Origin of the sequence: Enterobacter sp. 118C5, from assembly GCF_034107645.1 — a bacterium.
Classification (GTDB): Bacteria; Pseudomonadota; Gammaproteobacteria; order Enterobacterales; family Enterobacteriaceae; genus Enterobacter; species Enterobacter nematophilus.
In genome coordinates this window covers 35,109-56,026 of record NZ_JAWNEU010000005.1, presented here as the reverse complement: position 1 = coordinate 56,026, position 20,918 = coordinate 35,109, and the positions used below count along the sequence as shown (strand labels likewise).

The window sequence follows — 20,918 nt, the reverse complement described above, 5'->3', positions numbered from 1 at the left end:
AATGAACAAACACGACTGATGAATTTCGATCCTTGCTAAACGCCACCGCGTGGGCAGGGGATGTTTTGATTTCATTCAGGAGTGCTTATGGCTCATTTTGCGCAGTCCCCTTCTTTTATTTTGCATCAGGTCACCTGTCAGTTTGCGACGGGAGATACTCTTTTTGGTCCACTGAGTTTTTCGCTGGAGCCGTCTCTGTGCGCGCTGGTTGGCCGCAACGGCAGCGGGAAAACGCGTTTGCTGCGTCTGCTGGCGGGGCTTGATGAGCCTGCAAGCGGGCATATCGAACGTACCGGAACACATGTCTATGTGGCTCAGCAGCAGGACATTTCGCCGCACACGACGCTGGCTGAGCTGCTCGGGTACGAGGCCATCTTCTCGGCGCGAGCGCGCATCGACAGCGGCGATTACCAGCCTGACGATCTGGAAACGCTTGATGGATTCTGGGATTTAGCCGAACGTCTGGGCGAGGCGTTTGCCCGGGCGAAACTTCCGCCGTTTGAACCTGATAAGCCAGCCGGTGAGCTCAGCGGCGGCGAGCGCATTCGCGCGCTGCTGTGCGGGGCATTTACGGCTGAAGCGGATTTCCTGCTGCTGGACGAACCTACTAACCATCTCGATCGGCAAGGGCGGGCGTGGTTCTACGACCAGCTTAGTCGTTACCAGGGCGGCGTGCTTGTTGCCTCTCATGACCGTGAGCTGCTGGCGCAGGTGCCGCGTATTCTTGAGCTGAGCAGCGGCGGCCTGCGCAGCTACGGCGGGAATTATGCGGATTATCAAACCCAGCGCGATGCTGAACAGCAGGCGGCCCGCGCGGCGCTGGAGCATGCGGCCACGGAGCGCAAACGCACCCGCGCACGCATGCAAAAAGAGCATGACGACAGCCAGCGGCGTTCGGCAAAAACGTTGCGCACCGTCGATACCCTCAATATCGCGTCGTTTGAACGCGTCAAATATAAAAGCGCGGCGAAGGAACGTATCGGCTCATGGAAAAAACAGCACAGCGAGCAAAATGAAGCCCTGAACGCCGCGGTAAACAAGGCGCGTGAGCGGGTTGAAGAAGATAACCCGGTGATGTTTACCCTGCCGGGGAGTCAGATCCCGGAAGGCAAACAGGTGCTGGTGCTGGAAGATCTGGTGCTGCCGCATGTGCCTGTTCCTCCGCTCAGCTGGCGGATGGACGGGCCAATGCGCGTGGCGCTAAAAGGACCGAACGGCTGCGGAAAATCGACGCTGTTGAAAACAATCCTCGGCGATATTAGTCCACGCTCTGGAACCTGTAAGGTGTCGGTCAGCTGCGCTTATCTCGATCAGCATCTTTCCCGGCTCGATCTGTCGCAGTCGGTCATGACGCACCTCAACCTGGGCAATACGCCCCTGGAAGAGGGGATGTTACGCACCCGTTTAGCCCAGCTTCAGCTGGGGGCCGACAAAGTCTCGCTCCCGCTGACGGAACTGAGCGGCGGTGAGCGTCTGAAGGCTGCGCTGGCCTGCGTGCTATGGCGCGCGGAGGCCACGCAGCTCCTGTTGCTGGATGAACCGACCAACCATCTGGATCTGGCCTCGGTGCAGGCGATTGAAGCGGCGCTGGCCGGTTTCCCCGGTGCGCTGCTGGTGGTGTCACACGATGATGCGTTTTTAAAAGGGTTAACGTTGACGCACGAGATGGTGTGGGAGAAGACGGGCTGGCGTTTCGAGAGCCTTTAAACACAAGCCCCCGCAGAGGCGGGGGCGTTCAAACTTCACTACGCTATCTGTTTGCTGAGTGCAGGGTTGGCCTGAATCAGGCGCATCAGCTTTAGCTCGGTTGGGGTGGGTTTCTCTCGTTTTGACTCCCACTCCAGCACCATAGCCACGCTGACACCCATCGCTCTGGCGAATTCTTCAGTTTTCAGTCCTGTCCCTTTGCGCAATTGCTCATATTCTGTAAAGGGATTGGATTTTTGTTGCAGGGTAATGGCCTGCGGTACATCTTTAAAAACGATCTGTTCCAGACTGCTCAGCAGCTCAAACTCAGGATCTTTATATTCCATTGAGAACTCCTCTTAAATCTCACATCGTGATCAAGAACATCAGAGAGCCAATTAAGAATAGTCCCTAATACAAACCCAGGATCGTCACGGCTGTGACTAATCGTGCGTTAACGATCGCTTTATCCGATTCAGCTATATGGATAGTTATGCTAATTACCTGATTAACCATATGTCGGCTTCGCCAGGTATTTTTTTGTAAATAGTAAGAAATAAATCGGCAATAGTCGTTTTACATGAAAAGAGTATCTTGCAAGGCTGACCTGGACTATCCTTGTCAGCGTCGGGCACGCGTGTGCCGGTGTGCGCTTTTTTGGGTGAAAGGAGTAATAAAATGGCGACAGGAAAGTCCTGCTCTCGCTGGTTTGCGCCTATTGCGGCGTTGTTGATGGTTGTTAGCCTGAGTGGGTGTTTTGATAAAGAAGGCGATCAGCGCAAAGCGTTTATCGATTTTCTGCAGAATACAGTGATGCGCAGCGGCGAGCGGTTGCCGACGCTGACTGCGGATCAGAAAAAACAGTTTGGCCCCTTTGTGTCCGATTACGCCATTCTTTATGGGTATTCACAGCAGGTGAGCCAGGCGATGGACTCCGGTATCCGCCCGGTAGTGGATAGCGTGAACGCCATCCGTGTTCCCCAGGATTATATGACTCAGCGCGAGCCGCTGCGCCAGTCCAACGGCGCGCTCGGCGTGCTGAGCCAGCAGCTGCAGAATGCGAAAATGCAGGCTGACGCGTCACGTTCTGCGCTGAAGCAGGGCGAGGATCTGAAACCTGTCTTCGATAAAGTGTATGAGAAAGTGGTGACGAAACCGTCTGAAGCGATACAACCGCTGATTCCGGCCGCGCAAGTCTTCACTCAGCAGCTGGTTCAGGTCGGGGATTTCATCTCCCAGCAGGGGACGCAGGTGAGCTTTGTTGCTAACGGCATTCAGTTCCCAACCTCGCAGCAGGCAAGTCAGTACAATACGCTGATTGGGCCGCTGGCCGCCCAGCACCAGGCCTTTAGCCAGGCGTGGGGCGCAGCTGTTGCTGCCACAGAATAAAACGAAAAACCCCGCCTGAGGCGGGGTTTTTTTATGCCTGCAGAAAATAACGCTTGTTATTCTTCTACCACATCGGTATAACTATCCCCGTCGGTTTGTTACACAGACCTAAAGCAGTTTAGTAAAGCAGTCCAGATTGTTATCCATAGATACCCTTCGTAGTGACCCTTCCTTCATCGCTTAAAAATCTGTAACGCAATCCATCAAGCCGGAAGGCACAATATATTTGTTAATAAGGTAATTTCTATGTCTGCTAAAATGACTGGTCTGGTTAAATGGTTCAACGCTGATAAAGGTTTCGGCTTCATCACTCCTGACGATGGCTCTAAAGACGTGTTCGTACACTTCTCTGCTATCCAGAACGATGGCTACAAATCTCTGGACGAAGGTCAGAAAGTTTCCTTCACCATCGAAAGCGGCGCTAAAGGCCCAGCAGCTGGTAACGTTGTAAGCCTGTAAGCTTCCAACCCAGTAGCACAAAATTCAAAAACCCGCCTTCTGGCGGGTTTTTTTCGTTTACTACCGTTGGATCTGCGGGTTCACGCAGTTTTTATCCACTTTTCCGGCAAGCGCGGCAATCAGGTTGTCTACCGCCGTCGCCGCCATGTTGTAGCGCGTTTCGTGGGTAGCAGAGCCGATGTGTGGCAGGGCGACGACGTTTGGCATGCTCAGCAGCGGGGAATCCACCGGAAGCGGCTCCTGCTCAAACACGTCCAGACCGGCGGCGTGGATCTCGCCGTTTTGCAGCGCCTCAATCAGCGCCTGCTCATCTACCACCGGGCCGCGACCCGCGTTGATGAAGATGGCGGACTTCTTCATTTTTTCAAACGCGGATTTGCCAATCAGATGGCGCGTTTCCTCCGTCAGCGGCAGGATCAGGCAGACGAAATCGGCTTCCTGCAGCAGCGTATCCAGCTCGCAGTAACGCGCGTTGAAGCGTTCTTCAGCTTCACTGTGATGACGGCGCGCGTTATACAGAATCGGCATGTTGAAGCCGAAATGCGCGCGCTGCGCCAGCGCCAGACCGATACGCCCCATACCCACAATGCCCAGCGTTTTGCCATGCACATCCACGCCGAACCAGTCCGGCCCAATGCTTTTCGTCCATTCGCCGGCTTTCACGCGCTCGGCCACTTCCACCACGCGGCGGGCCGTGCTGAGCACCAGCGCCATCAGCGTGTCCGCCACGGTTTCCGTCAGGGCATGCGGCGTATGCATCAGCAGGATTTTACGGGCGTTCAGGGCATCCACGTCGAAATTGTCATAACCCACGGAAACGGTAGAGGTAGCACGAAGCTTCGGCATTTTCTCCAGCAGGGCGATATCCACTTTTTCGCTTGAACCCAGCAGGCCTTCGGCGCTGGCGAACGCATCGGCGTGCTGCGCCACGGTCTCCGGGCTCAGGTTCTTCACCTGCGTAACGGTGAAGTGTTCTTCCAGGCGTTTCTGCAGATCTTCCGGCAGAGCTTTGTACAAAATGACGGACGGCTTCATGCTAATCTCCGTTGATTTTTAAGGATTCAGGCGTGGCGTGCGCCGACGATGTGCTGTTGATTATTAGCAGGCTTAACAATCAGAGTAAGCCACACGGAGGCGAAAAGCGCCACCCCCATAAAGATGTACGACGCGGACGGGCTGCCGGTGGCACCGTTCAGGTAGCCGACAAACCAGGATCCGCAGAACGACCCCAGCGCGCCCATGCTGTTAATCAATGCCATCGCGCCACCCGCGACGTTACGCGGCAGCATTTCCGGGATGATGGCAAAGAACGGACCGTACGGGGCGTACATGGCGGCACCGGCAATCACCAGCAGGGTGTAAGAGGCCCAGAAGTGATTTGCGCCCACGGCCCACGAGCCGATGAAGGCGAAAGCAGCAATCAGCAGCAGCGGCCAGACGAACAGCTTGCGGTTTTGCAGCTTGTCCGACGCCCAGGAGACGATAATCATGGCGATGGTCGCGGCCAGATACGGTACGGAAGAGAGCCAGCCCACTTCCACCATGCCGAGGTTTTCGCCGCCGCTTCGGATAATCGACGGCAGCCACAGCACAAACCCGTACACGCCGATACTCCAGGCAAAGTACTGCGCGCAGAGCAGGATAACGTTGCGGGAGCGGAACGCTTCACCGTAGTTACGTACCGCCTTCAGCCCCTGCTGCTCTTTATCCAGCTGCGCCTGCAGCGCGGCTTTTTCATCTTCGGAGAGCCACTTCGCCTGGGCAGGCTTATCTTTTACCAGCACCCACCAGCAGAATGCCCAGATAATCGCGGGTACGCCTTCGATGATAAACATCTCGCGCCAGCCGAAGGACTGGATCAGGTAGCCGGAGACTACCGACATCCACAGTACGGTGACCGGGTTACCGAGGATCAGGAAGGTGTTAGCACGGGAACGCTCAGATTTGGTAAACCAGTTGCTGATGTAAATCAGCATCGCCGGCATGACCGCCGCCTCAACGACGCCGAGGATAAAGCGAATGGCTGCCAGGGCAGGAATATTGTTCACCACGCCGGTCAGTGACGCGCAGGCGCCCCACAGGATCAGACAGATGAAGATCAGCTTACGCACGCTGCGGCGTTCCGCGTAGATAGCGCCGGGGATCTGGAAGAAAAAGTAGCCCAGGAAGAAAAGGGCGCCCAGCAGGGATGAAATACCTTTGGTGATGCCGAGGTCTTCGGTGATCCCCGCCGCGGACGCGAAGCTGAAGTTGGCACGATCGAGGTACGCCAGGCTGTACGTGATAAACACGATTGGCATGATGTACCACCAGCGTTTTACTGCATTGGTCGAACTGTTCATAGGCTTGCCTCTGTTGTTGAGGTTGTTACCGCCGTTGTCTGTAGGGTACACGGTGGCTTAATTATTTGGTGCGGCTTGCTGCCCTCACCCTGGCCCTCTCCCACAGGGAGAGGGAATTTAAACGCCGAGCTCTGCTCGCGTTGGCAATCCTTCGCTGTCTCCCTGCACCTGAATGGCCAGTGAGCCAATCTTGTTGCCTCGCGCGACGGCCTGCTGCAGCGGTTTGCCTTCCAGCAGCGCGCTAATGACGCCCACGGCAAAGCCATCGCCCGCGCCGACGGTGTCGACCACGTTCTCAACCTTCACCGCCGCGACCGCGCCCTGTTCGCCGTTGGCCGTTTTGAACCATGCGCCATCGGCACCGGTCTTCAGCACCACCGCTTTTACCCCTTTGTTCAGGTAGAAATCAGCAATGCCTTCCGGCGTATTTTCACCCGTGAGGATCATCCCCTCTTTCAGGCCCGGCAGAACCCAGTCCGCCTGGAACGCCAGGCGGTTCAGCTTCTCAACCATTTCCGCTTCGCTTTTCCACAGCACCGGGCGCAAATTCGGATCGAAAGAGATCGTTTTGCCCTGCGACTTCATGGTCGTTGCCGCATGGTCCAGCAGTTCATAGGAACTGTCAGAGAGCGCTGCCGCCACGCCGCTCAGGTGCAGATGGCGCGCGGCGGCAAAATAGCCGGCGTGGTAATCTTCCGTCGAGAGATGGCTTGCCGCCGAACCTTTACGGAAATACTCCACGATGGGATCGATTCCATTTTCGACCTTCGATTTAAGCTGAAAGCCGGTCGGAAAGCGTCCGTCGAGGGTGACGCCTGCGGCATCAATATTCTCTTTTTTCAGCGAGTCGAGAACGAAATGGCCAAAGCTGTCGTCCCCCACGCGGCTGACCCAGCCGACGTTCAGACCGAGACGCGCCAGTCCGGTCGCGACGTTCAGCTCTGCGCCCGCTACGCGTTTGATAAAGTGCTCTACCGCGCTCAGCTCGCCCGTTTCGGTCGCGACGAACATCGCCATGGCCTCGCCGATCGTGATGACATCCAGCGTCTTGTGCATGGTTTACTCCTCGCGCAGCAGGTTGACGTAATGGCGGGTAACGGCGGTCAAATCCGCCCCTTCCAGCGGGAACTCGATACCGCGCGGGGCATCTGCGGGCAGCTGGCCGAGCAGATCCAGCCAGCGCGCATCTGCGCGGTCCGGCGCCACGGCGCGGAAGTTATCTTTATGCGGAACGGCGGCTTTAACGTGGATATAGCTCACCGCTGGGGCCAGGTGACGCGCGGCCTCTTCGGGAGAATCGCCGACCCACAGCCAGTTGCCCATGTCGAAGGTCAGCGTGACGGGCAAGGCCAGTTCCCGGCAGGCGGCCTGGAAGCGTCGCATGGGCGCGAGCTGCCCGCAGTCGGTCTGATCGTTCTCCACGACAAGCGCCATACCGCTGGCGTTCAGCAGGGCGCGCAGGGCGCGCAGGGCGTCGAGAGGCTGCGCGTCGCGGAAATGGCCCAGAGAAACCTTCAGCCACAGGGCGTTAAGGGTGTTGGCCTCAGAGAGATAGCGGGGCAGGTCCGGGTTGAGAGTGCCGTCGGACATAAACAGGGCGGCGGGCGCAGAGTAGCACGCCAGCAGACCCATCAGCTCAATGGATTCGCTCAGTGCGGGCAGCGCCAGCAGCTCTTCGCTGGTAAACAGTTCGCGGCGGATCTCCACGCCGTCCGCTCCTGCGCCTGCAATAACGGGGAGCATCGCCCGCTGACCGCCTGCCTGTCGCACCTGTTCCGCGCCATACGCGGCGGTGACCACCATGATTTTCCTGCCCATCTCCGGACTCCATCGCAACATATCAATACTATTACGCTAGGTGGAACCGGTTCCAAAGAAAAGTTCAGGATGTCGAATTTATGATCGGTATCACAAGGGGGAATTAACGGGCGGTGGAGCCGCGAACGATCAGCTCGCCGGAGAAGACCTGCTCGCGTACGGCATCGCGGGTGCCTTCAATACGACGAACTACTTGTTCTACAGCAGCATAACCAATCTGCCAGGTGGGTTGTTTAAGGGTCGTAATGCCTACGCCTGCCAGCTCCGCCCACTCCAGCTCATCAAAGCCCAGCAGACCGATATCGCTGCCCCAGTGCAGGCCAATGCGCTTAAGCGAGCGGGCGACCTGAAGCGTCAGCGCCCCGTTGGCTGAGATAACGGCTTTGCGCATCCCGCGATGGCGGGTATGGAACTGGCGCAGGGTGTTGTCGATCTGGTCGGCTTCGTGAAGCGGCGTTTCGGCATTTTCGGCGATCGCACCGGGATAACGGGCAAGCGTGGCGCGAAATGCCGCCAGGCGATCGCGTCGGGTATTTACCATGCCCAGCGGTTCGCTCAGGAAAAGAATCGCTTCGAAGCCCTGTTCGATCAGGTGCTCGGTCGCGGTTGTGGCCGCCTGGGTGTTATCCAGCCCAACCACATCGCAGGCGAATTCCGGGATTTTACGGTCGATGAGGACCATGGGCAGGGAGGATTGCTGCAGGCGGTTCAGGCCCTCTTCACGCATGCCTACCGCGTTAACCACAATCCCTTCCACCTGGTAGCTGCGCAGCAGATCGAGGTAGTGCAGCTCCTGGTCAACCTCGTTATTGGTATTACAGACCAGCGGCGTAAAACCCTTCTCGCGGCAGGCGGCTTCAATACCGCTGAGGACGTTGACGGAGTAGGGGTTGGTGATATCGGCGATGATAAGGCCAATCAGTCGGGTGCGGCCGCGTTTGAGCCCGCGCGCCATCAGGCTGGGGCGGTAGTCGAGATCGGCGATAGCCTGTTCAATACGCGCCAGCAATGCGTCGGACAGCAGATGTTTCTCGCCGTTAAGGTAGCGCGAAATGCTGGTTTTACCGGTTTTGGCGGCTTTCGCTACGTCGCTGATGGTGGCCCGGGCTGGTTTGCTCATCGCTGATTTCCCTGAATTTAGTGAGAATACCTTAGCGGGAAAATCAACGATGGCAAGTGGTTCATTATGGAAGGTGCTGCTTGATGCCCTCACCCCAACCCTCTCCCACGGGAGAGGGCGCAAACACTAAAAACGGCAACGGAGTTGCCGTTTTGCTTTTACCTACTGAATCGGGCTCAACGTAATCTCTACGCGACGGTTCTGCGCTTTACCTTCCGCCGTGCTGTTGCTGGCGATAGGGTTGGCAGGACCCATGCCGCTGGTGCGGATGCGGTTTGCTTCAACGCCCTGGGTAATCAGCGAGCTGGCCACGGAATCGGCGCGCTGCTGAGACAGACGCATGTTCAGATCCTGGCCGCCGGTGCTGTCGGTGTAGCCAATCACGTTAACTGCGGTCTTGTTATACTCTTTCAGCACCATCGCCACGCCGGTCAGGGTGTTCGCGCCCGCAGGTTTCAGCGTGGCGCTGCTGCTGTCAAAGGTCACGTTGTTCGGCATGTTCAGGATAATGTTGTCGCCGCTGCGGGTGACGCTCACGCCGGTTCCCTTCATTTTGTCGCGCAGTTTTGCTTCCTGTACGTCCATGTAATAACCGACGCCGCCGCCCAGGGCCGCACCCGCCGCTGCGCCAATCAGCGCACCTTTGCCGCGGTCTTTCTTGGAGGAGGAGAGCGCCCCAACGCCTGCGCCTACCAGCGAGCCGATGCCTGCGCCGATGCCGGATTTACCCGCTTCGCGCTCACCGGTGTAAGGGTTGGTTGTGCAGCCAGAAACAGCCAGTGCACCGCTCACCAGAGCGGCAATAACGAGTACGCGTTTTTTCATCTTCTTTCCTTAATCCTTTTTATTCTTTGCCACGGCGAGCGTGGCAGTTGATTATGACGTCCAGATACGGAGAAAATTCCGGGTATAACTCTGAAATTTGTGACAAACCATAAACGGCCTCAACGAGAAGGCCGTAAAACCTGCACGCAACCAGGAGCGCACGCTTGAGCACCTCAACAAAAACCATTCTGACCGCCGCCCACTGGGGGCCGATGCTGGTCGAAACCGATGGCGAAAATGTTCTGTCCTCCCGCGGGGCACTGCCAACACAACATCCCAATTCGTTACAGACCGTCGTTCGCGATCAGGTGCACAGCAAAACGCGCGTGCGCTGGCCGATGGTGCGCAAAGGCTTTCTGGCCTCGCCGGATAAGCCGCAGGGGATCCGTGGTCAGGATGAGTTTGTTCGCGTGAGCTGGGACGACGCGCTGGCGCTGATCCATACGCAGCATAAGCGCATTCGCGACAGCTATGGTCCGTCGTCCATTTTCGCCGGCTCTTACGGCTGGCGTTCGAACGGCGTTCTGCACAAGGCCTCGACCCTGCTGCAGCGCTACATGAGCCTGGCGGGAGGCTATACCGGTCATCTGGGCGACTACTCGACCGGCGCGGCGCAGGCGATCATGCCGTACGTTGTGGGGGGAAACGAAGTGTACCAGCAGCAGACCAGCTGGCCGCTGGTGCTGGAGCACACCGACGTGGTAGTGCTGTGGAGCGCTAACCCGCTGAACACGCTGAAAATTGCCTGGAATGCCAGCGACGAGCAGGGGATTGGGTATTTCGACGCGCTGCGCAAAAGCGGCAAGCGCATCATCTGCATTGATCCGATGCGTTCTGAAACCATGGATTTCTTCGGCGACAGCGCCGAGTGGGTTGCTCCGCATATGGGCACCGACGTGGCGATGATGCTGGGCATCGCGCATACGCTGGTGGAGAACGGCTGGCACGACCGCGACTTCCTCGCCCGCTGCACCTCCGGCTTCGACAAATTCGCCGACTACCTGACGGGCCAATCCGATGGGGTAGCGAAAACGGCAGAGTGGGCCGCGGAAATTTGCGGCGTTCCTGCGGAGAAAATCCGCGAACTCGCGACACTGTTCCATAAAAATAGCACGATGCTCATGTCCGGCTGGGGGATGCAGCGCCAGCAGTTCGGCGAGCAGAAACACTGGATGCTGGTGACGCTTGCCGCGATGCTCGGACAGATTGGCACGCCGGGCGGCGGTTTTGGTCTTTCCTATCATTTTGCGAACGGCGGTAACCCAACGCGTAAAGCGGCGGTGCTGGCGTCCCTGCAGGGCTCGGTGCAGGGCGGCGTGGATGCCGTGGATAAAATCCCGGTGGCGCGAATCGTTGAAGCCCTGGAAAACCCGGGCGGTTTTTATCAGCATAACGGTCTGGACCGTCACTTCCCGGACATTAAGTTTGTCTGGTGGGCGGGCGGGGCGAACTTCACGCACCATCAGGATACCAATCGCCTGATCCGTGCCTGGCAAAAGCCGGAGCTGGTGGTGATTTCCGAGTGCTTCTGGACCGCCTCGGCCAAACACGCCGACATCGTGCTGCCGGCGACCACGTCGTTTGAGCGTAACGATCTCACCATGACCGGCGATTACAGCAACCAGCACATGGTGCCGATGAAGCGCGTGGTGGCCCCGCGTGATGAAGCGCGTGATGATTTTGACGTGTTTGCCGAACTGAGCGAGCGGTGGGAAGCGGGCGGTCGCGAACGCTTTACCGAAGGGAAAAATGACCTGCAGTGGCTGGAGAGTTTCTACCAGATCGCCGGGCAGCGCGGTGCGGCGCAGGGCGTGACGCTTCCGCCATTTGCTGAGTTCTGGGAGGCGAACCAGATTCTCGAAATGCCGGAAAGCGAACAAAACGCCCGGTTTGTCCGTTTCGCCGATTTCCGCCGCGACCCGGAGAACCATCCGCTGAAAACCGAGAGCGGCAAGATTGTGATCTACAGCGAGCGCATCGCCAGCTTTGGATATGCCGATTGTCCGCCACACCCTTCATGGCTGGAGCCGGACGAGTGGCACGGCAATGCTCAGCCGGAGCAGCTGCAGGTGCTGTCTGCCCATCCGGCGCATCGTCTGCACAGCCAGCTTAACTACACCTCTCTGCGCGAGCAGTATGCGGTCGCCGGGCGAGAGCCGATTACGCTGAACGCCCTTGACGCCAAAGCGCGTGGGATTGCGGACGGTGACGTGGTGCGCGTCTGGAACCAGCGTGGACAGGTGCTGGCAGGGGCGGTGGTCAGCGACGGCATTAAGCCTGGCGTTATCTGTATACACCAGGGAGCATGGCCCGACCTTGAGCCAGCCGAAGGTGGGATCTGTAAAAACGGGGCGGTTAACGTGCTGACCAAAGATCTCCCCAGCTCGAAGCTGGGGAATGGTTGCGCGGGGAACACGGCGCTGGCCTGGGTTGAGAAATACCAGGGCCCGGAGCTTACCTTAACGGCGTTTGATCCGCCTGCCAGCTCATAATCCACGTCGGGTGCTGGGTATCATCCTGCCAGGCGCTGTCTTCGATGCGAAAGCCCTGAGCGTGATAGAAATTCACCGCCCGGACGTTTTTCTGGTACACCTCCAGGCTTAAGTGCGGGAAGCGCTGTTGAACATGGTTCAGCAGCGCGCGCCCGATGCCTTTTCCGATATACGCTGGCGTAACGAACAGCGCCCCCACAAACTGCGACTGTATGACGCTAATAAACCCGCGCGGCGTGCCGTTCTCTTCCCACACCCAGGTTTCCGCTGCGGGCAGGTAGACCTCCCGCACCATGGCTTCGTTCTCCTTCCAGTAGCTTGCGCTAATAAACGGGTGCGCCTCGGTGGTGCTTTCAAGCCACAGGCTCAGGAGCGGATCGGCATTTTCACTTTGCCATTTGCGGATCATGTTGCCTCCCCGGATGACAGAAGCAGCCGGTGACATGGTCGTTGACCAGGCCACAGGCCTGCATAAAGGCGTAGCAGATGGTGGAGCCGACAAACTTAAAGCCGCGTTTTTTCAGTGCCTTAGATAGCGCGTCAGACGCAGGCGTGGACGCCGGGATCTCCGCCAGCGTGGCGGCCTGCGTGATTTGCGGATCGTTATTCACGAACGACCAGACAAACTCTGAGAACGATTCGCCGTTTTGTTCCATCGCCAGCCAGGCGCGGGCGTTGCCGATGATGGCCTGGATTTTACCGCGATGGCGGATGATACCGGCATCCTGCACCAGCCGCTCTACGTCATCTTCGGTCATGGCGGCGACGGCAACGGGATCGAACTGGTGGAAGGCGTTGCGGTAATTTTCGCGTTTCTTCAGTACCGTAATCCATGATAACCCCGCCTGCTGGCCCTCCAGGCAGAGCATCTCAAAAAGTTTTTTGCCATCCGTCTCCGGTATGCCCCATTCCCGATCGTGATAGTCGATATAAAGCTGATCCTGGCTTACCCAACCGCAACGTTCCATCCGTCATCTCCCTTATTGATACTGAATTTCGCAAAATTTTCATTCCGTCAGTCTTGACGTGCCTGGTATAAAGACAATAGTTAATACAGGGCCATCTGCTCTCTAAAGTCTTCCTGAATAACGACAAATATCGCCGAATTCGGCTCTCTCTGGGGTCGCTTTGATGATGATAAAAAAAATCAGTGGTCGCCATGCTGTTTCTGGCCTGGTGGGGATTTCAGCCTGCCTGTTGTTGTGTAATACAGCGTTTGCCTGGCAACAGGAATATATCGTTTCAGACGCCCAAAATAATACGGCGGAACGCTATACATGGGACGCGGATCACCAACCGCGTTATGAGGATATTCTGGCTGAGCGTATTCAGTCTTCCCAAAATTCGCCGGGACTGGCCCTGGCTGTGCCTTCTGGTGCGAAAATGGAAGCGGCGATGAGCGTAGGCTGGAATTTTCCGGTTTCGGCGCGGGTCACCACCGGTCCGGTGATGGCCTGGCGGTATGACGGCTCGACGCCGATGATGATCAATGAGTTTGGTGATAGCGCGACGACGCAGTCGCTCGCCGATCCGCTCTGGCATGCCAGCGTGAGTACGCTAGGCTGGCGCGTGAATACCCGGTACGGCGATCTCCGTCCCTGGGCGCAGATTAGCTATAACCAGCAGTTTGGTGAAAACCAGTGGAAATCGCAGTTTGGCATGCCTCAAACGCCGGCTCCTGCCCAAAACGGTAACTGGATGGACGTCACCGTGGGAACGGACATTCCGTTTAATACGCACATGGCGGCCTACGCGTCGCTGGCTCAGGGGGAACGCACCACCACCGGCGAAGAGTTTCTCTATACCATGGGGGTGAGCGCGAATTTTTAGTGTTGTTATTTTTTTAAACGTTACGATAACATCTTAAAAACAATAACCACAGGCTTTACAGCGATAGCAGGCACTAACCTGTTATCGCTTTCTTCCCCGGCAAGGTCGTTCATTCCCGATTCCAGGCATTTCATTCCGTTCTTTCTGCATTTCATGACGTTTTACCCCATCGGTATTAAGGTTTTGTTTATCGTTGTCCTCAGCGAATTCCCTTAATTTCTGTTGCAGGACAACGGCCATGAACACATTAACCTATAACCGTACGCGCTGGCTCACGCTCTTCGGCACCATCGTCACCCAGTTCGCGCTGGGATCGGTCTATACCTGGAGCCTGTTTAACAGCGCGCTTTCTGACAAACTCGGCGCCCCGGTCAGCCAGGTCGCGTTTTCCTTCGGCCTGCTGAGCCTGGGTCTGGCGATTTCGTCTTCCGTCGCGGGCAAGCTGCAGGAACGTTTCGGCGTGAAGCGCGTGACCATGGCGTCCGGCATACTGCTGGGCCTGGGCTTTTTCCTGACGGCGCATTCCAGCAACCTGATGATGCTGTGGCTGAGCGCCGGCGTGCTGGTGGGTCTGGCAGACGGTGCAGGTTACCTGCTGACGCTGTCGAACTGCGTGAAGTGGTTCCCGGAGCGTAAAGGCTTAATCTCCGCGTTTGCTATCGGCTCCTATGGCCTGGGCAGCCTCGGCTTTAAATTTATCGACTCTCAACTGCTGGCGTCCGTTGGCCTCGAAAAAACGTTCATGATCTGGGGGGCGATCGTCCTGGTGATGATTCTGTTTGGCGCCACGCTGATGAAAGATGCGCCGCAGCAGGAAGTGAAATCCGTTAACGGCGTGGTGGAGAACGATTTCACCCTCGCACAGTCCATGCGTAAACCGCAGTACTGGATGCTGGCGGTGATGTTCCTGACAGCCTGCATGAGCGGTCTGTATGTTATCGGCGTGGCAAAAGATATCGCGCAGGGGATGGTAAAACTGGATGCCGCGACGGCGGCGAATGCGGTGACGGTCATCTCCATCGCTAACCTCTCGGGCCGTCTGGTGCTCGGTATTCTGTCTGACAAAATTGCCCGCATCCGCGTGATTACGATTGGGCAGGTGGTTTCGCTGGTGGGAATGGCGGCCCTGCTGTTTGCACCGCTGAATGAAGCAACCTTCTTTGCCGCGATTGCCTGCGTGGCCTTTAACTTCGGCGGCACCATTACCGTCTTCCCGTCGCTGGTGAGCGAGTTCTTCGGCCTGAATAACCTGGCGAAAAACTACGGCGTCATTTATCTCGGCTTCGGTATCGGCAGTATTTGCGGTTCGCTGATTGCCTCGCTGTTTGGCGGGTTCTATGTCACCTTCTGCGTGATCTTTGCCCTGCTGATTATTTCGCTGGCGCTGTCCACGACTATCCGTCAGCCGCAGCGTGAAGTGTATAAAGAAGCGCACGCATGATTCGATAAAAAGAGGCCGCCGGGCCTCTTTTTTTATCTCCGCATCGCTGCCAGACCTGTTATTTTGTAAAAATCTTCATCGATCACACTCTCTGTTGCCACTTTTTTTCCCCGCTGTGGTCTACTTATCGCGCTTGTGGACGTTTCTGATAACGGTTTCTCTCGCATCTACTTACTCTGTCTGCTTTCTCGATGAGATTCGGCGGGTCTTTATACCCCTTCCCCCAGGGTTGTTTGCATGAAATATATTAGGTCTCTTACCCAGCAAAGATTATGTCTGATGCTGGCTGTCTATATCGGTTTGTTTCTGAATGGCGCGGTACTGTTCAGACGCGTGGAAGGTTATTTTGAACACCTCACCGTAAGAAATGGAATTTTTGCCGCCATTGAAGTGTTTGGCTCTATCCTGGCAACCTTCTTCCTGTTACGCCTGCTCTCTCTGTTTGGGCGTCGTACATGGCAAATTCTGGCCTCGCTGGTGGTGATTATTTCTGCCGCCGCAAGCTATTACATGACATTCATGAACGTGGTCATTGGCTACGGTATTGTTGCCTCGGTGATGACCACGGATATCGACCTCTCGAAAGAGGTGGTGGGTCAAGGGTTCATCATGTGGACGATTTTGACCTGCCTGATCCCGCTCTTCTTTATCTGGAGTAATACCTGCCGCTATACCCTGTTACGCCAGTTGCGTACCCGGGGACAGCGCATCCGCAATATCGCCGTCGTTCTGCTGGCGGGCCTGCTGGTGTGGGCGCCGATTCGCCTGATGGAAAAACAGCAAAAACGGATCGAAAAAGCGACGGGCGTAGATATGCCAAGCTATGGCGGCGTGGTGGCTAACTCGTATCTGCCGTCCAACTGGCTGTCCGCGTTAGGTCTTTACGCTTGGGCACAGGCGGACGAATCCAGCGATGTGAAATCGCTGATTAACCCGACCAAAAAGTTCACCTACCAGGCGCCGGCTGACGGGCTGGATGATACTTATGTGGTCTTTGTCATCGGCGAAACGACGCGCTGGGATCATATGGGTATGCTCGGTTATGACCGTGATACCACCCCGAAACTGGCGCAGGAAAAGAATCTGGTGGCTTACCGCGGCTATTCCTGCGATACCGCCACGAAGCTCTCGCTGCGCTGTATGTTTGTGCGTGAAGGCGGGGCGAGCGATAACCCGCAGCGTACCCTTAAAGAGCAAAACGTATTTGCGGTTCTGAAGCAGCTTGGATTTAGCTCCGATCTGTTCGCCATGCAAAGTGAAATGTGGTTCTACACCAACACCATGGCGGATAACATTGCCTATCGTGAGCAGATTGGCGCCGAACCGCGTAACCGTGGAAAGAACGTTGATGACATGCTGCTGCTCTCCGAGATGGAGCAGTCGCTGAAAAACCATCCGAAAGGTAAGCATCTTGTCATTCTTCATACCAAAGGGTCGCACTACAGCTATTACCAGCGCTATACCCGCGATTTCGCGAAGTGGAAACCGGAGTGCGTTGGCATTAATAAAAACTGCAGCAAGCAGGAGCTGATCAACGCCTACGATAACTCCGTTCTGTATGTGGATACGTTCCTGAGCCGCGTAATCGACCAGCTGCGTGATAAAAAAGCGATTGTTATCTACGCCGCGGACCACGGTGAGTCCATCAACGAGAAAGAGCACCTGCACGGTACGCCGCGCAAGCTGGCGCCGCCGGAGCAGTTCCGCGTGCCGATGATCATGTGGATGTCCGATAAGTACCTGGAGAACCCAGACAAAGCCAAAATGTTTGCCCATCTGAAACAGCAGGCAGAAATCAAGGTACCGCGCCGTCACGTTGAGCTGTACGACACCATTATGGGTTGTCTCGGCTATACCTCACCGAACGGTGGGATTAACGAAAACAACAACTGGTGTAAACTCCCTGATAACACCGCAAAAGCCGCGCAGTAGCTGCTCTGGCGAGAATATCGCCAGTTGAATGGCTTTTTGAAAATAAGGGATTGACGGGGGCGCACCTCAGCAGTAAGATGCGCTCCGCATTCGGCGAGTAGCGCAGCTTGGTAGCGCAACTGGTTTGGGACCAGTGGGTCGGAGGTTCGAATCCTCTCTCGCCGACCAAATTCTGAAAAGGGCTAACCGCAAGGTTAGCCCTTTTTGCATTAACGGCTTACTTATCCTGATTCAGCAAAACGCCCTTTATCCCCGCTTCTCCCTGCGTGTTAACGATTTTGTGACATAATCCATTGTATTTTTTTATATATAGATTGATCTTTTTTCGCGTTGCTTATGGATAACCTCAGCATTTTTCGCTGTGCGTTTTAACGTTCGCGGTATTTAGTGCTCAGATAATCACCATTCTGCAAGAAAATTTACCCATTCTGAATAAAAGTTAATCACTGATTGTTGCGAAATATGAAGATATTTGTGCTGGAGGTTGGCGAGTAGCATAAATTTCCCTGCTGAAAACTGGCGTTCAGGGTTTTTTTAATCTTTGTTTGCGGTTTCTCACACTCGGCGCAAATCCCCGTCACCTGTATTGACGTTTTCACATTCTGTTGACAGATTGTAGGGCATGAGGGGCATTTCAGGGACGATCTGCGCTGCAACTCAAACGCTCTTCTGAAAGGATTCTCCATCCCTTTAACGCCTTCGGGCACCTCCGACCGGACCGGGTAAAAAATAAATAAAGGTCTGGCGGCGTAACACAACAAAGCAAAACATCACATTGGAGCAGAATAATGAGTATTTCCTTGAAGAAGTCAGGGATGCTGAAGCTTGGTCTGAGCCTGGTGGCTATGACCGTGGCAGCAAGCGTACAGGCAAAAACCCTGGTTTACTGTTCTGAAGGCTCGCCGGAAGGCTTTAACCCACAGCTCTTTACCTCTGGTACGACTTACGACGCAAGCTCTGTACCGATCTATAACCGTCTGGTTGAATTCAAAACCGGCACCACGGAAGTGATTCCGGGTCTGGCCGAGAAGTGGGACATCAGCGAAGACGGTAAAACCTATACCTTCCACCTGCGCCAGGGCGTGAAGTGGCAGGACAGCAAAGAATTCAAACCAACGCGCGACTTTAACGCCGACGACGTTGTGTTCTCCTTCGACCGTCAGAAAAACGCCCAGAACCCGTACCACAAAGTGTCTGGCGGCAGCTACGAATACTTCGAAGGGATGGGTCTGCCGGACCTGATCGCCGAAGTGAAAAAAGTGGACGACAAAACCGTTCAGTTCGTGCTGACCCGTCCGGAAGCGCCATTCCTGGCTGACCTGGCCATGGACTTCGCCTCTATTCTCTCTAAAGAGTATGCGGACAATATGCTGAAAGCCGGCACGCCGGAAAAAGTGGATCTGAACCCAATCGGTACCGGCCCGTTCCAGCTGCTGCAGTACCAGAAAGACTCCCGTATTCTGTATAAAGCCTTCCCGGGCTACTGGGGCACCAAGCCGCAGATCGACCGTCTGGTCTTCTCCATCACGCCTGATGCGTCCGTGCGTTACGCTAAACTGCAGAAAAACGAATGTCAGGTTATGCCGTATCCAAACCCGGCTGACATCGCGCGCATGAAGCAGGACAAGAATATCAACCTGATGGAGCAGGCGGGCCTGAACGTGGGTTATCTCTCCTTCAACACCGAGAAGAAACCGTTTGATGACGTGAAAGTGCGTCAGGCGCTGACCTACGCGGTGAACAAAGAAGCGATCATCAAGGCCGTTTATCAGGGCGCGGGCGTTGCTGCCAAGAACCTGATCCCACCAACCATGTGGGGCTATAACGACGACGTTAAGGACTACTCCTACGATCCTGAGAAAGCGAAAGCGCTGCTGAAAGAAGCAGGCCAGGATAAAGGCTTTACCGTCGAGCTGTGGGCGATGCCGGTACAGCGTCCGTACAACCCGAACGCACGCCGTATGGCGGAAATGGTCCAGGCTGACTGGGCGAAAATTGGCGTTCAGGCCAAGATTGTGACCTACGAGTGGGGCGAGTATCTGAAGCGCGCCAAAGCGGGTGAGCACCAGGCGGTGATGATGGGCTGGACCGGTGACAACGGGGATCCGGACAACTTCTTCGCCACCCTGTTCAGCTGTGCGGCGGCAAAAGACGGCTCTAACTACTCTCGCTGGTGCTACAAGCCGTTTGAAGACCTGATCCAGCCGGCGCGTGCGACCGACGATCACAACAAACGTATTGAACTCTACAAGCAGGCTCAGGTTGTTATGCACGATCAGGCTCCGGCGCTGATTGTTGCTCACTCCACCGTGTATGAGCCAGTGCGTAAAGAAGTGAAGGGCTACGTGGTTGATCCACTGGGCAAACACCACTTTGAAAACGTATCGGTTGAATAATAAGTAGGGTGTTCTCCCTCTCCCTCTGGGAGAGGGCAGGGGTGAGGGGCGTGCATGCATCCCCTCACCCTAACCCTCTCCCCACGGGAGAGGGAATTTACATTTGTGAGCAATACAGACGTCACGCCACTGGTCGTGCGTCATCAGAGAGAATCCGGGTTATGTTGCAGTTCATCCTCCGACGTCTGGGACTTGTTATCCCGACGTTTATCGGTATCACCCTTCTCACTTTTGCCTTCGTCCATATGATCCCCGGCGACCCGGTAATGATTATGGCGGGCGAGCGTGGTATCTCCCCTGAACGTCATGCGCAGCTGCTGGCCGAACTCGGCCTCGATAAGCCGATGTGGCAGCAGTACCTCCACTATATCTGGGGCGTGATGCACGGTGACTTGGGGATTTCGTTAAAAAGCCGTCTTCCGGTGTGGGACGAGTTCGTGCCGCGTTTTAAAGCGACGCTGGAGCTTGGCATCTGCGCCATGATTTTTGCCACTGCGGTGGGTATTCCTGTTGGGGTACTGGCTGCCGTTAAGCGTGGCTCTATTTTTGATCATACCGCCGTGGGTTTGGCGCTGACCGGCTACTCCATGCCTATCTTCTGGTGGGGCATGATGCTGATCATGCTGGTCTCGGTGCAATTGAACCTGACGCCGGTCTCCGGGCGCGTCAGCGATATGGTCTTCCTTGATGATACCAATCCGTTAACCGGCTTTATGCTGATCGACACGGCCATCTGGGGCGAGGAGGGCAACTTCATTGATGCCGTCGCGCACATGATCCTGCCTGCCATGGTGCTGGGCACCATTCCTCTGGCGGTGATCGTGCGTATGACCCGTTCCTCCATGCTGGAAGTGCTGGGCGAAGATTACATCCGTACCGCGCGCGCCAAAGGGTTAACCCGCATGCGCGTCATCATCGTCCACGCGCTGCGTAACGCCATGCTGCCGGTGGTGACCGTTATCGGCCTCCAGGTGGGTACGCTGCTGGCGGGGGCGATCCTGACGGAAACCATCTTCTCCTGGCCGGGCCTCGGACGCTGGCTGATAGATGCGCTGCAGCGCCGTGACTATCCGGTGGTGCAGGGCGGGGTGCTGCTGGTCGCGACGATGATTATCCTCGTCAACCTGCTGGTCGATTTGCTGTACGGCGTGGTGAACCCGCGTATTCGTCATAAGAAGTAAGGGGCCA

General features: G+C 56.3%; 18 protein-coding genes and 1 tRNA gene. 10 read left to right on the top strand and 9 right to left on the bottom strand.

Annotation, left to right across the window (positions count from 1 at the left end; translation table 11 throughout):
• Positions 1 to 87 precede the first annotated feature (87 nt).
• On the top strand, positions 88 to 1,707 hold the full coding sequence (locus UTO39_RS11400; protein ID WP_320727187.1) for an ABC-F family ATP-binding cassette domain-containing protein: 1,620 nt from the start codon (positions 88 to 90) through the stop codon (positions 1,705 to 1,707).
• A gap of 38 nt (positions 1,708 to 1,745) precedes the next feature.
• Here the strand turns inward: UTO39_RS11400 and UTO39_RS11395 are convergent, their stop codons facing one another.
• Positions 1,746 to 2,033 carry an HTH-type transcriptional regulator gene (locus tag UTO39_RS11395; RefSeq protein WP_028015078.1) on the bottom strand — a complete coding sequence of 96 codons (288 nt, stop codon included), beginning with the start codon at positions 2,031 to 2,033 and terminating at the stop codon, positions 1,746 to 1,748.
• Between the two features lie 331 nt (positions 2,034 to 2,364).
• Here UTO39_RS11395 and UTO39_RS11390 point away from each other — a divergent pair, with 331 nt between their 5' ends.
• A complete protein-coding gene (locus UTO39_RS11390; protein WP_045260020.1) occupies positions 2,365 to 3,075 on the top strand; it encodes a DUF3053 domain-containing protein in 711 nt (236 codons plus the stop codon).
• 246 nt (positions 3,076 to 3,321) lie between these two features.
• Positions 3,322 to 3,534: an RNA chaperone/antiterminator CspA gene (gene cspA / locus UTO39_RS11385; protein WP_003860775.1), complete on the top strand. Its 213-nt coding sequence runs from the start codon at positions 3,322 to 3,324 to the stop codon at positions 3,532 to 3,534.
• Between the two features lie 60 nt (positions 3,535 to 3,594).
• Here cspA and ghrB read toward each other — a convergent pair whose 3' ends face one another.
• From ghrB to UTO39_RS11355, 6 genes are all read right to left on the bottom strand, one after another.
• Positions 3,595 to 4,569, bottom strand: a complete 975-nt coding sequence (ghrB, locus tag UTO39_RS11380; protein WP_061096582.1) for a glyoxylate/hydroxypyruvate reductase GhrB — start codon at positions 4,567 to 4,569, stop codon at positions 3,595 to 3,597.
• Between the two features lie 26 nt (positions 4,570 to 4,595).
• A complete protein-coding gene (locus UTO39_RS11375) occupies positions 4,596 to 5,876 on the bottom strand; it encodes an MFS transporter (RefSeq protein WP_061096581.1) in 1,281 nt (426 codons plus the stop codon).
• 117 nt (positions 5,877 to 5,993) lie between these two features.
• A complete protein-coding gene (locus UTO39_RS11370; protein ID WP_320727186.1) occupies positions 5,994 to 6,932 on the bottom strand; it encodes a sugar kinase in 939 nt (312 codons plus the stop codon).
• A 3-nt stretch (positions 6,933 to 6,935) separates the two neighbouring features.
• Entirely contained in the window at positions 6,936 to 7,694 is a 759-nt protein-coding gene (locus UTO39_RS11365; protein ID WP_320727185.1) for a sugar phosphate isomerase/epimerase, read from the bottom strand.
• 103 nt (positions 7,695 to 7,797) lie between these two features.
• Complete coding sequence (locus UTO39_RS11360; protein WP_061096578.1) at positions 7,798 to 8,814, bottom strand: LacI family DNA-binding transcriptional regulator; 1,017 nt, start codon at positions 8,812 to 8,814, stop codon at positions 7,798 to 7,800.
• 162 nt (positions 8,815 to 8,976) lie between these two features.
• A complete protein-coding gene (locus tag UTO39_RS11355) occupies positions 8,977 to 9,639 on the bottom strand; it encodes an OmpA family lipoprotein (RefSeq protein WP_266179523.1) in 663 nt (220 codons plus the stop codon).
• Positions 9,640 to 9,851: 212 nt separating this feature from the next.
• On the opposite strand from UTO39_RS11355, the gene UTO39_RS11350 reads away from it, so the two are divergent.
• Positions 9,852 to 12,131: a molybdopterin guanine dinucleotide-containing S/N-oxide reductase gene (locus UTO39_RS11350; protein ID WP_320727286.1), complete on the top strand. Its 2,280-nt coding sequence runs from the start codon at positions 9,852 to 9,854 to the stop codon at positions 12,129 to 12,131.
• On the opposite strand, the gene UTO39_RS11345 is transcribed toward UTO39_RS11350, so the two are convergent.
• Both UTO39_RS11345 and tag read right to left on the bottom strand, forming a co-directional pair.
• Complete coding sequence (locus tag UTO39_RS11345) at positions 12,094 to 12,540, bottom strand: N-acetyltransferase (RefSeq protein ID WP_061096576.1); 447 nt, start codon at positions 12,538 to 12,540, stop codon at positions 12,094 to 12,096. The two genes, UTO39_RS11350 and UTO39_RS11345, sit on opposite strands and share 38 nt — an antisense overlap.
• Complete coding sequence (gene tag, locus UTO39_RS11340; protein WP_061096575.1) at positions 12,518 to 13,099, bottom strand: DNA-3-methyladenine glycosylase I; 582 nt, start codon at positions 13,097 to 13,099, stop codon at positions 12,518 to 12,520. Before tag ends, UTO39_RS11345 begins: the two co-directional genes overlap by 23 nt.
• A 163-nt stretch (positions 13,100 to 13,262) precedes the next feature.
• Here tag and UTO39_RS11335 point away from each other — a divergent pair, with 163 nt between their 5' ends.
• From UTO39_RS11335 to dppB, 6 genes are all read left to right on the top strand, one after another.
• Entirely contained in the window at positions 13,263 to 13,961 is a 699-nt protein-coding gene (locus UTO39_RS11335) for an autotransporter domain-containing protein (protein WP_320727184.1), read from the top strand.
• 238 nt (positions 13,962 to 14,199) lie between these two features.
• Positions 14,200 to 15,402, top strand: a complete 1,203-nt coding sequence (locus UTO39_RS11330; RefSeq protein WP_320727183.1) for an MFS transporter — start codon at positions 14,200 to 14,202, stop codon at positions 15,400 to 15,402.
• Positions 15,403 to 15,639: 237 nt separating this feature from the next.
• Positions 15,640 to 17,334, top strand: coding sequence for a kdo(2)-lipid A phosphoethanolamine 7''-transferase (gene eptB / locus UTO39_RS11325; protein ID WP_253540309.1), 1,695 nt, complete (start codon positions 15,640 to 15,642; stop codon positions 17,332 to 17,334).
• Positions 17,335 to 17,425: 91 nt separating this feature from the next.
• A tRNA-Pro gene (locus UTO39_RS11320) sits at positions 17,426 to 17,502 on the top strand.
• Between the two features lie 620 nt (positions 17,503 to 18,122).
• On the top strand, positions 18,123 to 19,730 hold the full coding sequence (gene dppA / locus UTO39_RS11315; RefSeq protein WP_028015091.1) for a dipeptide ABC transporter periplasmic-binding protein DppA: 1,608 nt from the start codon (positions 18,123 to 18,125) through the stop codon (positions 19,728 to 19,730).
• 161 nt (positions 19,731 to 19,891) lie between these two features.
• Positions 19,892 to 20,911: a dipeptide ABC transporter permease DppB gene (gene dppB / locus UTO39_RS11310; protein ID WP_028015092.1), complete on the top strand. Its 1,020-nt coding sequence runs from the start codon at positions 19,892 to 19,894 to the stop codon at positions 20,909 to 20,911.
• The last annotated feature ends 7 nt before the right edge of the window (positions 20,912 to 20,918 follow it).

What these genes read in the sequence shown, in the direction of transcription:
- UTO39_RS11375 (WP_061096581.1), bottom strand. Translation starts at nt 5,876, where the DNA reads ATGAACAGTTCGACCAATGCAGTAAAACGCTGGTGGTACATCATGCCA.
- tag (WP_061096575.1), bottom strand. Translation starts at nt 13,099, where the DNA reads ATGGAACGTTGCGGTTGGGTAAGCCAGGATCAGCTTTATATCGACTAT.
- UTO39_RS11335 (WP_320727184.1), top strand. Translation starts at nt 13,263, where the DNA reads ATGATGATAAAAAAAATCAGTGGTCGCCATGCTGTTTCTGGCCTGGTG.
- dppA (WP_028015091.1), top strand. Translation starts at nt 18,123, where the DNA reads ATGAGTATTTCCTTGAAGAAGTCAGGGATGCTGAAGCTTGGTCTGAGC.
- UTO39_RS11330 (WP_320727183.1), top strand. Translation starts at nt 14,200, where the DNA reads ATGAACACATTAACCTATAACCGTACGCGCTGGCTCACGCTCTTCGGC.
- UTO39_RS11365 (WP_320727185.1), bottom strand. Translation starts at nt 7,694, where the DNA reads ATGGGCAGGAAAATCATGGTGGTCACCGCCGCGTATGGCGCGGAACAG.
- dppB (WP_028015092.1), top strand. Translation starts at nt 19,892, where the DNA reads ATGTTGCAGTTCATCCTCCGACGTCTGGGACTTGTTATCCCGACGTTT.
- UTO39_RS11355 (WP_266179523.1), bottom strand. Translation starts at nt 9,639, where the DNA reads ATGAAAAAACGCGTACTCGTTATTGCCGCTCTGGTGAGCGGTGCACTG.
- cspA (WP_003860775.1), top strand. Translation starts at nt 3,322, where the DNA reads ATGTCTGCTAAAATGACTGGTCTGGTTAAATGGTTCAACGCTGATAAA.
- UTO39_RS11400 (WP_320727187.1), top strand. Translation starts at nt 88, where the DNA reads ATGGCTCATTTTGCGCAGTCCCCTTCTTTTATTTTGCATCAGGTCACC.
- UTO39_RS11390 (WP_045260020.1), top strand. Translation starts at nt 2,365, where the DNA reads ATGGCGACAGGAAAGTCCTGCTCTCGCTGGTTTGCGCCTATTGCGGCG.
- UTO39_RS11350 (WP_320727286.1), top strand. Translation starts at nt 9,852, where the DNA reads ATGCTGGTCGAAACCGATGGCGAAAATGTTCTGTCCTCCCGCGGGGCA.
- UTO39_RS11345 (WP_061096576.1), bottom strand. Translation starts at nt 12,540, where the DNA reads ATGATCCGCAAATGGCAAAGTGAAAATGCCGATCCGCTCCTGAGCCTG.
- eptB (WP_253540309.1), top strand. Translation starts at nt 15,640, where the DNA reads ATGAAATATATTAGGTCTCTTACCCAGCAAAGATTATGTCTGATGCTG.
- UTO39_RS11395 (WP_028015078.1), bottom strand. Translation starts at nt 2,033, where the DNA reads ATGGAATATAAAGATCCTGAGTTTGAGCTGCTGAGCAGTCTGGAACAG.
- UTO39_RS11360 (WP_061096578.1), bottom strand. Translation starts at nt 8,814, where the DNA reads ATGAGCAAACCAGCCCGGGCCACCATCAGCGACGTAGCGAAAGCCGCC.
- UTO39_RS11370 (WP_320727186.1), bottom strand. Translation starts at nt 6,932, where the DNA reads ATGCACAAGACGCTGGATGTCATCACGATCGGCGAGGCCATGGCGATG.
- ghrB (WP_061096582.1), bottom strand. Translation starts at nt 4,569, where the DNA reads ATGAAGCCGTCCGTCATTTTGTACAAAGCTCTGCCGGAAGATCTGCAG.